This window comes from Prevotella sp. MGM1 (assembly GCF_002933775.1).
GTDB lineage: Bacteria > Bacteroidota > Bacteroidia > Bacteroidales > Bacteroidaceae > Prevotella.
Genome location: NZ_BEWV01000204.1, coordinates 41,447 through 56,525 on the forward strand (window position 1 = coordinate 41,447; position 15,079 = coordinate 56,525).

A 15,079-nucleotide genomic window follows, 5' to 3' on the forward strand; every position below is an offset into this window, starting at 1 on the left:
CTCCATTAGGTCAATAGCGGTTAATCCCAATAAGGTGAGACCAAAAGCGCCCCGAAGTCCAAACTTCGAGGCGTTGTCTTGTCGATAAGTGGACACCGATTGTCCTACGGAAGAAGGTTGAGGAATATGGCCGCGTTGGTACCACCGAAACCAAAAGAATTGCACAGACAAAGCCCGTGATTGTATTCCTGTGGTCGCGTGGGAATAATGAGAGATGAAGCTGCGCTGTCCTTTTCGGCAAGATGGGGGTGCGGGGAGACAAAGCCTCCTTGCTGCTGGATGATGGCATAGACGATAGTCGATACCCCGGACATCCAACACTCGTGTCCGGTAAGTGCCTTGATTGGCACCGTGAGTGGTGGCCGTTCCATCCGCTTCGTCAGTTCAGAGATAGCCTGAGCTTCCGCCGAGTCCCCATCCCTTGTAGAAGTCGCGTGCGGGAAGATGGTTGTCAGTTGCGGTACGGGTGTCTCCTTGCCCAGCGCCATACGCATTGCCGCGAGAATGCTGTCGGCCGACGGAGACACGATGTTTGGTGATGTAGAGAAACCATAACCCAGTACCTCCGCCATCGGATAGTGCAATCTGCCGGACATAGAAAACCTTTGCGCGTAATGCTCTTCCGATTCTATCACCAGTGCCGCTGCACCACCCGACGGAACAAGACCATCACGCGATTTGTCAAACGGCCGGGAGGCTGTGGAGGGGGAAGACTCATTGCGAGAGAACACCCCCAGCGCATCAAATGCCGTATAAGCCAGTGTACCCACTTCCTGCGCCCCTACCACCACTGCAGCGTCGATGATACCAGATGCTATCAAAGAGTGAGCGATGCCGACGGCATGGCCACCACCGGCACATGCCGCAGAAAGCGTCAGCGAAAGCCCGCTGAATCCAAAGATAGATGCCAGTGCCATAGATACCGTAGAGTTCAGCGAGCGAAAGACCTGAAAGCCCCCTACCCTTCGTGTATCGTGATATGTCTCCATGATGCCCTCCGTCTCGGCATTGGCACAAGCCGTGGAGTCATTGCTTACGATGAGCGCATAGCGAGAGCAGTCCGTGATGGACGCCTGTGCAAGCGCCTGTTTCACCGCCATGTAGGCATAGATTGACGGCTCGGAAAGACATTTGCGCTGTGCGTTACGCAGCGGTTCTTTTGTTAAGTCTGGCATGGAAACCAAGCCCGTGAGAGAAGATTGGTAGCCATATACCTTTCGCGCATGAGATATACCGATACCAGGAGTGCCGGAGCGGAGACTTTTCGCCACCTCTCCCTGAGACCGGCCGAGACAGGACCAGATACCTATTCCCGTGATTAAAGATTGTCGCATACAGAAGGTTTTTTGGAGATAAGAAAACTGATTACATCACGAATGGTGCGAACATTTTTAACGTCCACGCTGTTCAAATCGACCGAAAAAGCCGTCTCTATCCCAATGATAAAGTCCACTATGTCGAGCGACTCCATACCTATGTCGCAGGATAGGCTGGAATCAAGAGTGATAGACTCCTTTGGTGGCATGAATGCGCTGTCGAAACGAGCCAAAAGGATTTCGAGAATCCGAGGGAAAATTTTTTCTTCCATGAATAAATGAATTGATGAATTTATGATTTTATGAAACGCAAGACTTCAAGTACACGCAATTCCTCCTTTGTCGCAAACTCTTCAGGTGGCAACGCCCTTACGAGTTTTGCTGTATTACGATTATATTCAGTGATGCAGTATTCAAGTTTAACGCACACATGTGGGAACGGCCTACTGTTACTGTAATCCATATACTTTCCACACGACTTACGCAGCATCGGTGTGTCATCCGGAATATCGACGATAATGCAAGCATCATACGACACGATGCCTTTGAGGTACCTCCATGCCGTCTTAGGTTCATCCGGAGAAAAGCAGAACCCCTTTGAGACAGATCCACCTTTTCCACCTCTGTAATGGTCGGTATTGTTGATAAGTGTCTCTCCTGCCAAGAATTTGTCAAATTCTTGGCGAGAACAAAATCTTGTGAGTATCATTTCTTTTTGGATTTCATTTGTTTGTTAATACGCTCCATCTCCTCGTTGTGCCGTGAGATGTCTTCGAGTTGTTGGAGGATAGTCGTATAAGGTTCTCTGTCCACATCACGCGCCGTCATGGACAGATACTTCTCCATCGTTGCCGTTGTTCGCGTATAGATTTCAAGAGGGTTAGGTTGCCGCTCATTTTTCCCCACAGGTTGTTTCTTGAATACCTTGGGAAACATCTTTGCTAAATACATCATCATGGACGACCACCAAAGAAGGACAAGTTGCCAGTCACGATCAGGGAAATTGCGAAAGTAAGGTGCATTATCCGACGACTGATTGGACTGATAATGGAAGCGCGTCACGGTACGCCCCGTTTCTTCGTCAATATATGTGATACGCCGCTCGTATATAGTTGCGAGGAATAACGCCTTTGCCAAATCCACGTTTTTAGAAGCCATCAGCAAATCATTCGGAGAAATCTTCCGTCCCATCCGTTGCATCTTCACGAGATGGTTCTGTGCGTTCATATAGTTTTGCATATACTCCTGCGCAAAGCGATACCGCTGCCAGGAGAAGCCATCCATGAGGGGTGCGGGGCCACGAAAGGGCACCTTGCGCAGCGACAAACCACGGCGCCGACGGATATTGCGAAGAAGAAACAGAAGCAAGCCATTACCCTGCGTCATATCCAGCCAATCCAACATACCCGGTTGCGCCCTATTCCTCCCTTTGGCCGGGACGCCGGAAAGCCACGAGTGAATTTGCCACACATAGAGAGAAAACGTATCGTCATATCCACAGATGCGCCGGATGCACCACGACCTAAACGACCGCCATGCCCGATAAACGAAGAACCACAAACGCCCCTCATCCTCAATAGAGTAAGAGCGCATCCGGCAAAGGTAATACTGTGCTTCGACCGGCACACGAGGATTCAGCGGTTCAACCACCTCTATGTTCGTGAGTCGGAAGAACACCGCAATCTTCACCTCCATCATATCAAAAGGACGGAGAGGAGAGGAAAGGAAAGCCCGCTCCGTCATAATCTCCGCTATTGCCCGAAGTTGTGCGAGCGTACACCTGTTCCACGAAACAGGAAGTCTCAAATCTATCTGCATATCCTATACTATATACAACAAAAGTTACACATCAACCCTTCCATCTACGGTCGCCCGAATTGCGCCGCATGAAGGCAGCACCCGATGCCGCCTCTTCCGTAACGGAACCCCGCCCAAACTTATTCACATGAAGACCATTGCGTTGGATAAGCGTCATCATTGCCGCGAAACCATCGAGCGAAGCACGGAGAGACGCCACATCCTCGGAAGAAAGACCAACAGGATGCGTGTCAGTCGTCGCGGAGAAGTCCTGCACGTTGCCACTGTCGTAAGCACGATATGTCATACCTGAGCGATAGCGGTCGAACTTCACAATTTCCGCCATAAGGTCAGGCCGTGCCATCATCATGGCCGCTGTCGTCTCACGACCGATAACCATTTCCGGTCCACGTTCCGCCACAAGTGCCGGCTGTCCATTGATGAGTGTCGTGATAGGATCGCGGACAAGCCCAGTGGACAGTTCACCCCCATCCTTGGCCGCATACACATTACCATCGTTACCCACGACCGGATAAGTTTTTCCATCCTCTACACCTCGGAAAGCCTGCACGTTACCACTATCATAAGTCAGCATACCCGTGACCAGTTTCACATTCGGCCCAGCATCCGAAGACTTGTCGCCGCCACCCCCAAAGAGCGAAGACACCTTGCTCATAGCGAATGATAGCAAGCCATTCAACAAGGCCGTGATGACCGCCACGAGCGGAATACCCCACCAACCGAGCGAACCAATGATTTTAGACGCGCCACTGGCGATACCCATCGTCGTGTTCGCCTGCGTCTTGGCCGATTCCGTCTGCACCTCCTGTTGCGTCTGCGTCTGCTGCACCTGCAAGGTCTCCTGACCTATCTCCTGCGTAGCCTGTTTGATATTACCCTGTACCTCCTCATTCAAGAACTCCTGAGCCTGGCCACCCACCTCTTGTGTTTCGGTGATTTGGTCCTGCTTATCCGCTTCGAGCGCGACCATTTTCTTAGTCGATTTCTTCATTGACACAGAAGTAAGACGGTCATTCATCTTCTGCATGATGCGCCGTTTAGCATACTCTTTAGTCATCTCGATGGTCTGCTTCATAAAGGCTTTAATCATTTCACGGGTTGCCTCCTTCATCGCCTCTTGTCCTGCATCCGCATCCTCCGTCATAGTCGCGAAAGCCTCTCCGATGGAAGACCCGAAATCCTCGACCGGAGTCGCCAACTGGTAGATGTCATTGATACGCTGCTTCATCTGTTCGGCCACAGAGCGAGCATACTCCATTTCAGACCTTAGTATAGCCTGTTCCGCATCGCGGAGCGTTTCTGCATCCGCCTGGTGCGCAGCGAGGAAATCATAGTACGCCGCAGCAGCCTCCATCTTGAGCCGATAGGCATCAATTTCAGGGTCGTGCCCCATCGAGGATATGAATGATGCCGCACCATAAGTATCCTTTCGCGGAATACTCTCCCCATTCTCTTTGCGGGCTTGCACATCCGCAGAATACTGGCCAACACCGGACGACAGCATCTCGGTGTAATTCTGCGCAGTCTCGTTTTCATGGAACTCCGGCCGTTTCATCCATTGCTCATCAAGAATCTTCTTCTGTCTCTCGCGCGACTTTTTAAGGGCTTCGGTATAAGAGTCCGAGTATTTAATAAGTTCGCGATAGAAAACGCGGAGTTCATCACCAGACAGATTAAGGACCTGCGTTAATTCCGTGTCGGAGTTCTTCCAGTCTTCACCGAAAAGGATTGTCATCAAGTCGTTCTTATCCTTAGCAGCAAAAAGATCCGTGATGTGAGTTCGAGCCGTCAGCAACACACGTTCGATTTCATTGGCACGGCGTTGCAATAAACGCTCCGCATCTTCACCCCCTGCGAGGAGAGTGTCGGCCTGTGCTTCTGACAAATCGAAGAAACCGAGTTTCTCCATAGACTGTGTATATTCATCATCCACCTTTGCTGTATAGTTATCATCCAAGAGACGGCTTTGCACCTCTCTACGTCGTCTCTGTTCTACGGTCTCATTCGTCTTCTCATTGAGTGAGGCATTCTTCCATATCGCATCAATGGAAGCATTCCCGGGGATTTCAAGATTGGCCGACAAATTCATTATGAGATTCCGAAGTGCAACGGTATTGGACGCATTGATATTATCAAGCAACACCTTTGACTCATTGTAACCTACTTCATCAGCCTGTTCTATCATGTCCGTTTTCATTGTATCACGGAACGATTCCCATGTATTTTCCACACCCGCGATGGATTTACGAGCCTGAGAGAGTGCAAGGTTCATACGGCCTTCCACCGCCCGTACAGCAGATTCCGTGAGAGCCGTGTCCCAATTCTGTTCGTTTGCCGTGCGGAGCACCTCTGTAATCTGCCTCTGATAGAAGTTTTTTATGTTATCAATGACGGCACGAGCCTGGTCCTGAGCATCTTTCAAGTCTCTTCTCCACTCCTGCTTTTGCCGCGCCGCTTCCTCCTTGGCACGTTTGAGCGCATCTTTGTCAGGAGCTTCATTGTCAAGAGTGCCAGGTTCTTCATTTTGAACAGAGACATCGGTAATCGTGTCCTCAAAAGGTTTCCATTTCTTATTGACACGATCCATAGCGTTATTGGCTGACACTATTTGCGAAACATAACGCATTGCACGATAAAGTTGCTGTTCTTTTGCTGTCAAGTTGCGAGTATTCGATTCCCTACTCATCATGCTCATTACAGCAGACTCGCCATTATCTACAGCATAAGGAGCAACCGCACTATAATCTTCTTGCGATTTTTCGATGTCTGTCCATTTAGTTGGTACTGCACGAGAACGATTTTTAATGGCATCACTAATAATTTTAGCATCCACGTTCCATTTTTTACCAAGATCTTTTCCTATCTGTTCAATAGACTTACCGGCTTCCAAGGCATCTTCAACATATCCCTTCAACCATTCTCCATTCTGACCCGGATTAGCTCTTTCATCATATTCAGAAAGTCTGTCAGCCGCCCATCCTATACGAGGAGTCACTTGTTTTTCTATATCCTTCTCGCGGAGTTGAAGTGCAATCTTCGCTTTCAACTGTTTGACAACCTCCTTATACGCATTAGCAATGTCTTCAGCTGTGGATTTCTCATTGAGAAGGTTCGTAAGGTAGCCACCAAACTCCTTGTTAAAATTATGTATAGCTGCCTTATGTTCATTAGAACCCTTCTTTGCATTTGTGATAGCATCTGTATATCGCTTCAAGCGGTCTTCGGCAACAGCAAAATCACGGTTAAAATCAGACAGAGTAGGATTAAACCCACTCATCCATTCATCCATCTTCTGTCCTTTCTTCACCACATCATATATGGCCGACCCCAAAGCAACAACAGCGGTAATGACAAGACCTATCACGTTGGCTTTTTGAACTGTATTCAACGCTTTCCATGCTGCTACGAGTCCATTTGTCTGCAAGGTAGCAAGTACAGAAGCCTTACCCATCAATCCGATAGAAGTAGCCACTCCGGTAACAGCCGCTGCCACCCCTTTGAACAGTAAACCAGAAAGAATAGCAGGAAGAAGATAGAGGATGGATTTCATTCCAACCGCTATCATTTCAAGCAATGATTTCAAGACCCAAAGAGCAAACTTGTTGGATGTCGTATGCTTGGAAAAATCATACCAAGCCCGTGCCATTTCCTTCACCATATCCACCCCTTCCGGATTGACAAAGGCTTTCTCCCAGATATTTCCGGCACGTTCCATCAATGCCTGAGCCGTCTCCTGCTGAATAGCATATTCCTTTGATACGGCCGTAGCTTCTTCAAAAGCCACCTTAGACGTATTCAAGTGTTCTTTTAGCATGTCCACATTCTTGCTCATTGTCACCATCACATTGACAAGACGGGCACCATCAGAACCGAGGTCTTTGAATACACCTTGCAGCGCGTTCATGTTCCCCTTCTCTCTCATCTTCTCGAAGATAAGCACCATTGCATCAATGGCACGACCAGCAGAATAAAGTTCGTTTATGGTACCGGGTGCTATCTGCAATTCATTTTCTATCAGATTGTGCTTGGTCTGTAAAGAAGAAATCAGTTTGTTGAATGCCGTAGAAGCCACCTCCGGCATCAAATACATAGAGTCGGCAGCAGAACCCAGCGCAAGGAGTTGGTCCGTGGTAATGCCCGCTGTGCGTGCCATACCCGTGAGACGCTTTGCGAACTCCACGATGTTGTTGGAAGTAGCCGTAGAAGTAGCTGACAGTTGGAACATGGAAGAACCCACGGCCAGCATGGACTTCTCCACACCCATCTTCGGGATAAGACCCATCACCTCCGTTATTTTAGAGAGAGCCGTAAGTGCATCCGCACCCAGGTCCTCCTTGAGAGCCACGTTCACCTGATTGGCAGCACGGACGAACTGTTCAAGACCTGCTGTGCCATACTTACCGATACCCAATTTGGCACCGGCATACGCAATCTCATTCAACTCCTCAATCGTGGTACGAGTGTCGAGCTTAGAAAGAGACTGCGACAAATCATTGACATCCTTCATGGCCAGACCAGATACCTTGCGAATGTCAGCAAGCTGATCCGAGAATTTCAAGTTCAACCGGAACACGGCCGTAAGTTTCTGTTGAACCATGGAGAATAATTGGAAGGCACCAAAGTATGCCGTCATGTTTCTGAGCGTTGTCTGCCATGCGGACGAATGTTTTTTCACCGAATCTGTAGAACGTTCAATTTCCGCACGGACTTGTCTCAGTTGTTGTGTCTTTCTGCTATATTCCACCGTGTCCCGCTGGAGCGTTTTCATTTCCGTTTCCAGTTGCTTTGCCGCCTGCTGGAGCTTGTCAAGCGGTGTGGAACGAAGATTTTTCAGAACCTTGTTCACATCCACCGTTTCGCGATCCACACCATCCAAAGCCTCGCGAAGTGTCTTGGCAGACTGCACCAACTGGCTGCGCATCGGGTCGTTGATAGCCATATTCTTCAGCTGCTTGTTCACATTATCAAGAGCCGTCTCGATTTCCTTTGGGGTAAACCTTTTCGGATCCATGGCAATGTCTGACGCTTCCTGTGCTATCTGCTGTGTAGTTTTAGCCACCTCCTTGTTTTTGCCGGCGATAGCATCTAACTGTTCGTCCGCCTTTTTCAGTTCGTTGTTTACGTTCTTGATTTCCATCGCGGGGTCTGCCACTTGCACTCCACCCGTACCTATGGAGTCACGATAATTTGTCAGGTTCTGACGAGCTGCACGAAGAGAATCCGCGCTGGGCGTTCCTGAATTTATGGTAGCCACAGAACGATTACGCTGCTCCTGCGAAAGTTGAGAAAGCACATTCTGCTGGCGGATATATTCCGTAGTGCCCTGCTTCGTCTGTTGGAGCAAGGATTTCGTCTGTTGAATAGCCTTATTGAGCCATGCGTCTGAAGTAGAAGAGAGGTTTCCGATATGCTTACCAATGTTCAGCATCTCTCCCTGCAGCACTTTTATCTGGTCGGATATTGCCTTGTATTTCGCACGTAGGTCATCCAACTTCGGACTGTCTGTGCTCACCTTAGCCATCTCCTTTTTCACTTGACGCAGCGCACGGTTAAGTTGTGAAAGCGACGAGTTAGAGAGGTCATTCGTCACCTTCACAATACAATCCATATTGTCCTTTCCCTCTTTGACAGCGACAGAGAGCTCCTTAATGTCGTGCGCCATTTTCTTGGCACGTTCGGTACCCGCCTTTCCGGAATCCACGAGCTGCTTGTAAGTGCCTTGAAGCCTTTTTAGTTCCGTTTCCATAGCCCGGACTGCGGCCACAGGCTGCTTGGTGTTACATGTAATGATGACTTCCTGTTTTTGAGTACTCATATTGGCAGAGTTTTATCAGAATTTGACACAAAGATAGAACTCGGAGTATGCGAAAAGGGGACAAACAGAAAGCCCCGGAAGAGGGCTCCGGGGACAATAGTCATAGAGAATAAACGATAAACATTATACGGAAACTATATTTGTAATCTTCAAATCTCCATAGTTTACCGTAACGATGAAGTTAGCCACCTTACCTGACGAACCCCAAGTAGGTGGGAGGTCAGCATTGGTAATGCGCAGGATTCGTGTGGGCACCGATGATGGCCAATGTGCCTTAACCCATCCGAGGTCAGACTGCTGTTCGGCCGGTGTACGAGAGTCCACCGCTTCCCCATAATTACCGATATATCGCTCCCAGGACCAATCTTTGTCTTTTAGAGAGTCCGTGATGTCGTAGTTTCCGCAAAGAAGATGAGGATCGAGGTAGATATTCACATAACCCGGATATGCCGATGCAGAAGTGATACGCTGGCCCGATTCATTGTAAAAACGTATCTCAAGGTCTTGAAGACCATACACCATGTGCCATACGGAAGACAGCGGATGCGGTTCGTCGGCCACAGAAGATGGTGACACGAGATACCACTTGCAGCCCCCATAGGTAACGGTTGGATAAGTGCGAGAAGAGCGTTCATAATTCATTGCCGGGTCCCATTCACCCAAAAACACCTCCTGCGCATAGGCACGTGTCAGGACAAAAGAAGCGGAAGTGGTGTATGTCTCTGTTGAAGAATCCGTTTGCACGTCACGCGATGCCGCCACGATATAAAGCGCCCCATTCTCCGGAATATCCGTGAAGAAAAACTCCAAAGCAGAAGGAATGCCATCGGGATATTTTGCGGCCATGACATCGTTCCACGCCTTATCAGCAACATCATCGCCAGACTGCCGTGTGATGGTAAGTTTATAGCCACCAGAAATGATGCTGCCCTCCACATCCTGCAAGACAAAATCCGCACGGAGATGTTCGTCTTCGGCTATGGTTCCATCCGGCCGAGAAAGTCGGATGTCAATGCGGTCGGAGAAGCGAGTGAACTGGTCGAGAATACCATATATATGCGCATTTTTCGTGACGAACCCCTCTCCATCAAATTCTTTGCGAGAGACAACCCCGTTGTCGTCGACCCGCAGCATGACAAATCCAGTAAGGTCGCCCCATCCTCCCATAAAAGTATGCTCCTCCCATTCCCAAGTATTGACCCCCTCGAAACGTGCTGTATAGGAAGTCGTATAGACAAAGAATTTCTGTCGTTCAGGATGGTCAGTTCCGAAGAATCCAGAAACGGAGAGTACCGCCCACTGCTGTGGAGAAGGCGAATAAGAACCATCGGAGAACTGTCGCGCCTGTACCGTTACCAAACCCGCAGTGAGGACTTTATCATCAGGATGCGGGATGTAGTCCGCATCCTGCGCAATATAGGAAACCGTGTCATTCTCCGTGCGCTCCACCACATTGTCCACTGCAATGACCCGACAATAGATAGACTCGAACCCTGCGCGGGAGATATTACCCCGGCGGTCATCTGCATTAGCTGACGCATTTTTAGAGCCATCCATATTGTGCCAGAACCCACGAAGAATGTCGTGAACCAGGAACTCACCCGGTTCCCCGTCATTCAAGTCAAGCACAAACTGGCAGGTGTGTGCCGAAGCATCTACGGCTATCACCTCCTTAACACGACCCTTACCGGCCGAGTCCCAGCGTGTACCCGCCAACACTTCAATAGAGTTATATTTCAGCGTAGGAACGGATAGCGACTGCGAAAGTTCGAGGTTACGCGCGAAGATAGTTCCATCCGGCAAAAAACGCATACCCTCGCGAGCACCGATCCCCACCTGGCCATCCTTCTCAAAATCGCCCACAGTAACCGTCTTCTTCAGTACCGTCTCTCCCTTAACCAAGATAGAGTTATTGAATGTGATTTTGCCGTTGGCCACATCATCGTGCGTCTTGGAGAGCCAATGATTCTCGGCATAGGCCGGCGTAACGAGATGGTCGTCGGAGTCCTCTTTCGTACCATCCCCCGCCACCCCGTTGATGATATTACCATTAAGAACAAGCTGCTTTAAGGATGCCCATGTAACCGTCAGTTTCTCAAATGTCGCTTCCGCTATCGTCTTGATAAAGCGTACCATATCAGCAGAAGCCACATATTCCCACCATGTATCAGATCCACCTGCGGCGATGGACTCATCAGATGCCAGTTGTCCACTGTTGATGACCTGTTGCCAAGTGCGGTCCTGTACCACACCTCCCACTTCGGACGGAGAGATGATGCCCTGCGTAAAGATATAGTAATGCGTATTAGGCCCTACCTGCGTTCCGCTCTCATTGCATCCATAGATGTCAATCAGCTCAGAGGGAAACACCACCTGCGCATTAGCATCGGCATCCTCAGACTTCGGAATGGCAATGTACACATAACGGATAAGATTGTCGTGAAAAAACGTAGGCGATGCTACCAACGGCCATCTGCGGTAGTTGTGCGCATTGTCATATCCAAGTCCGGATATGCCACGCATATAGCACATGACCATGGAACCGGAAGAGCAGTTGGCATGGATGTAGTTGCGGTCTCCAGTAGCGTTAAGCTGTATGAAGATAGCATAATTGGAAAACCAATAGTCAGCAGGACGAGCGAGAGTCATATCAATCAAGTGAAGGCGTTACGAAGATGACAGATGACGGCCCGTTGTTCTCGAAGAGCGGAGCCGTTTCCGGCTTAGGCAATTCAGGTTCAACATACAATGGTGAAGACTTGAGCGCATCAAGAGCCACGGATGGGAGAGCAGACTGGTGAAGAGCAATATATTCAGTCAGTTTGTCGGTGATTGATACCGCCTCATTGTGTGCAACCGTGCGCCGGTCATTCTCCACACGAATAACCTTTGTACGTGCTTCGAGATAGCGAGAAGCAGCCTTGCGCAGGGTGTGGAGGACACGAGAAAGCAACGATTTCTCCGAGTTGGTGATGTCGGTCACGGAACCTTGTGAGAACATCACTATAAAGTCCATGAAGTCTTCCCCTATGACCGGAGCCAACACATCCTCATGAATGAAGCGCAAATCAGGAAGCATGGAGATAAATTTCTCACGAGAGTCGTAGATATTCAGATATTCCTGAAGGACTTTCGCCGATGGGATAACGAGAGAGCCAGCAAGATAGAAGAAGCGAGACTCCTGCCACAGACGGACAATCTCCATCTGTTCTTCATCTGCATCATCGTCCTGCGCCCAGTCTTCAAGCAACACGAGAAGCCTATTAAGCGCAGCATGTGCCTCTTTGGTACATGTAGCCTTATACGCGACGACCGCCTCGCGATCCGCCTTCTGGTAATCATCTGCCACAGACATGTTGATGCCAGATCCATTGATGGAGATGGCCTGCATGTCGATGGCACGGGAGAGAGCATCGAATACCAGGATGCGCTGTGCTACCGTGAGGAGACGGGCGTATGGAGGGAGGTCAGTCCCGTCTGTGATTTGATGAATATAAGTACCAATGCCAGAATCCGAATTGCGGAGATTGCGATAGTAATCCGTGAGCGAACGATGGAGAGACATCCCGAGCTTGTCTGACAGGAAATCATGTTCAGAGGAATCGAAGAAGCCAGAAAAGACTTCAATATGGTCAATGGCGTTGGCCGGAGCGTAGAGCCTTAACTCTTCAACAGTAGATATAAGCATGGGCGATGAAATTTTGTTTCCACAAAGGTAAGAGGAAGAACGAAGAAAATGGGGACAAAACAAAACCCGAAAAACAGAAAGACGGATTCAAAAAAAGTATTCAAAAAAGACTACCGTCTTCGGAAAATGAGCCAAAGATATAATATCCGATGCTGCCAAATACTCATAACGAGTATTCAGCGTGCAAGCTACTCCACCGTCCGCAGTATTGACAGGAACAATTTGCCCCCCCGAACAAACTTCGGAGAAGCGGAGGACGTGATGAAAAGTTTTAGGCAAGACGAATTACATTTCATGTTCTACAACTATATAGTGCATATTTCTATAAAATACTCCAGCAAGAAGTGTAGATGCTACCCCCCCATAGAACGCATATTATACAAATCCAGGAACTCTGCATGATGTGTCGGAGTCCAACCCTTCTGTATGAGTTGTGTCAAGTTCTTATTATTCGCAGCCATAATCATCATACTCTACCAATAAACACATAGGACATCTATAGTCCGATGTACGTAAACAAGGACAAACAGGCTTCCACATAGGATGGTCAATCCCCCCCCCCCATGTCGCCATTCAAAGAAATGCCCCCAAATGTGCGGAGCACATTTATAGCCAGATACTATCATCATATTCAATCAATATACCGGCATCCTGCATGTTGGCGCGGATGGTACGAGACAAGTTCCACAACGGACCACGGTTGAAATCCGGTGTACATTGACAATATACCCCCCCATTCGATATGGTAACGGAGTAGATGCCATCATTAAAGCAAACGTTCTATCCATAAAAGGTTATCTTTTTGAACTGATGTAATTGTATTTGTAAACTTCTCGGAGCCCAATTCAATAACCTGATGAAAACGACGATCAGCATGAGCGCCGCGAAACGAAAGGTTGTCGAGATCACGATTGACAGAAGTTGCAATACGAACACCTGCAGAAGATTCTTCGGGGTATCGGTCATAGATATACATATTATCTTTACATCTGCCACGACACGCACAAATGCAGACATAAGTAATACGTGCCGTTGGGGATTTTAATTAGTATCATACTCAACAAGAATAAGATTATCCTTCAAGACAGAAGTTATCGTGTTGGAGTACGAAGACAGGGAAGGAAGCAACTGCCGGTCAGAAAATCGACAAAAGCCCCCCCTATCACCATGTATGCGTCGCAAAAGACGAGCGTGTTCCGTGCGAACCGGAATAAGGACAGAAAAACACCTAACACAATCCATGCTCCTTGCGAAATGCAGCTATCTCATCATCAGACAACTTATGATCCGTATAAACGTAGATGATGTGAGCAGATTTATCTGCCTCGTTTGTCTGAAGAAACTTGATGACACTATCCGGTTTAAGGAAATAAGATTCGTCCACCTCTTCATCCAGTACATCAGCAATACATTTCAACAACTTGAAAGATTTTGGGAAACGATAAACAGGAAGACCGAGGTCACGACGGACGGACAACATGAAAACTCGCTCACGGTTTTGCGGAACTCCATAGTCCTTAGCGTTGAGTATAGCCCAATAGTTATCATATCCACAATCACTGCACACCTGCTGCCAGGCACGGAAATCATCAATGTTCACCTCATTAACCAATGCACGCACATTCTCTTGAAGCAAGAACTTCGGGTGCAAAGCACGGATGGCTTCCTCTGTGTACCACAAAATAGAAGAACGAGTACCAGAGCCTTTCTTAAGGCCTGCACGCTTGCCAGCCTGACTGATACTCTGACAAGGTGTAGAATAAGTGAGCATGTCAATGTCATCCTCTCCCTGTTCCTTGAGATGCTTACAGAAAGAATGCCAATCAATCTTCGTCATATCGCCGAGATTGCGGTCTTTCCATTGCGGGAAGAGCAAATTATGCGCTACCACAGCCGGCTGCCGTTCGAGAGGGACATTCGCTTTTTCCGGGTCAAATTCAGACCATGCCATCAACTCATAAGAAACGGTGTGCCCACCCTGGTTCGCGGCATCCACTAACTGCTGCATAGCAATAGCTTGCGAGTCATAACCGGAACAAAGCGTGACAAGCCTTATTTTGGATGGCAACGGAGCACGGAATGTAGGGTCAGGAAACAAATTATAGGCATCATCGGGGTCATCCTCCGTCAGCCAAATGTTGCGAAAGATATAGTAAAGGCAAGAGACCACAATACTGTTTCCTGCCAACTTGTATATAGACGAGCGGGAAAGAGAAGAATCCTCACACATAGTAATGATGTCAGGCTCTGGTACATCCATCAGACGCAGGCACTCACGTTCAGTAAGTTTGCGAATGTCAAAATACCGGACAGGATGAGATGGGTCACGCTTTCCCTGTAAGTCAGGATGATTATCCGGGTATATTTTTGCAATCATTTTTTTATTCTTTTATATCAAAAATCTATTCAAATTATAACTCATATTCATAAAGGACAACAGTC

The 15,079-nt window shown here is 48.5% G+C and carries 9 protein-coding genes; all 9 read right to left on the reverse strand.

Features of this window, described 5'->3' with window-relative positions; all coding sequences use genetic code 11:
* Nucleotides 1–104: 104 nt before the first annotated feature.
* The 9 genes from MoGM_RS09050 to dcm all read right to left on the reverse strand — a co-directional run bounded on the left by MoGM_RS09050 (nt 105) and on the right by dcm (nt 15,014).
* Nucleotides 105–1,334 carry a beta-ketoacyl synthase gene (locus MoGM_RS09050; protein WP_104369759.1) on the reverse strand — a complete coding sequence of 410 codons (1,230 nt, stop codon included), beginning with the start codon at nt 1,332–1,334 and terminating at the stop codon, nt 105–107.
* The gene (locus MoGM_RS09055; RefSeq protein WP_104369760.1) at nt 1,319–1,588 is read right to left on the reverse strand and encodes an acyl carrier protein; all 270 of its coding nucleotides are present in this window, start codon (nt 1,586–1,588) and stop codon (nt 1,319–1,321) included. The genes MoGM_RS09050 and MoGM_RS09055 overlap by 16 nt, the downstream gene beginning before the upstream one ends.
* A 20-nt stretch (nt 1,589–1,608) precedes the next feature.
* Complete coding sequence (locus MoGM_RS09060) at nt 1,609–2,025, reverse strand: hypothetical protein (RefSeq protein ID WP_104369761.1); 417 nt, start codon at nt 2,023–2,025, stop codon at nt 1,609–1,611.
* Nucleotides 2,022–3,134 carry a hypothetical protein gene (locus MoGM_RS09065; protein WP_104369762.1) on the reverse strand — a complete coding sequence of 371 codons (1,113 nt, stop codon included), beginning with the start codon at nt 3,132–3,134 and terminating at the stop codon, nt 2,022–2,024. Before MoGM_RS09065 ends, MoGM_RS09060 begins: the two co-directional genes overlap by 4 nt.
* Before the next feature lie 31 nt (nt 3,135–3,165).
* Complete coding sequence (locus tag MoGM_RS09070; protein WP_104369763.1) at nt 3,166–8,949, reverse strand: phage tail tape measure protein; 5,784 nt, start codon at nt 8,947–8,949, stop codon at nt 3,166–3,168.
* Between the two features lie 123 nt (nt 8,950–9,072).
* Entirely contained in the window at nt 9,073–11,607 is a 2,535-nt protein-coding gene (locus MoGM_RS09075; protein ID WP_146078708.1) for a hypothetical protein, read from the reverse strand.
* Nucleotides 11,600–12,637, reverse strand: a complete 1,038-nt coding sequence (locus MoGM_RS09080; RefSeq protein ID WP_104369765.1) for a DUF6712 family protein — start codon at nt 12,635–12,637, stop codon at nt 11,600–11,602. The genes MoGM_RS09075 and MoGM_RS09080 overlap by 8 nt, the downstream gene beginning before the upstream one ends.
* Nucleotides 12,638–13,403: 766 nt before the next feature.
* Nucleotides 13,404–13,613, reverse strand: a complete 210-nt coding sequence (locus tag MoGM_RS13080; RefSeq protein WP_158249592.1) for a hypothetical protein — start codon at nt 13,611–13,613, stop codon at nt 13,404–13,406.
* A 252-nt stretch (nt 13,614–13,865) separates the two neighbouring features.
* On the reverse strand, nt 13,866–15,014 hold the full coding sequence (gene dcm, locus MoGM_RS09090) for a DNA (cytosine-5-)-methyltransferase (protein WP_104369767.1): 1,149 nt from the start codon (nt 15,012–15,014) through the stop codon (nt 13,866–13,868).
* Nucleotides 15,015–15,079: the final 65 nt, after the last annotated feature.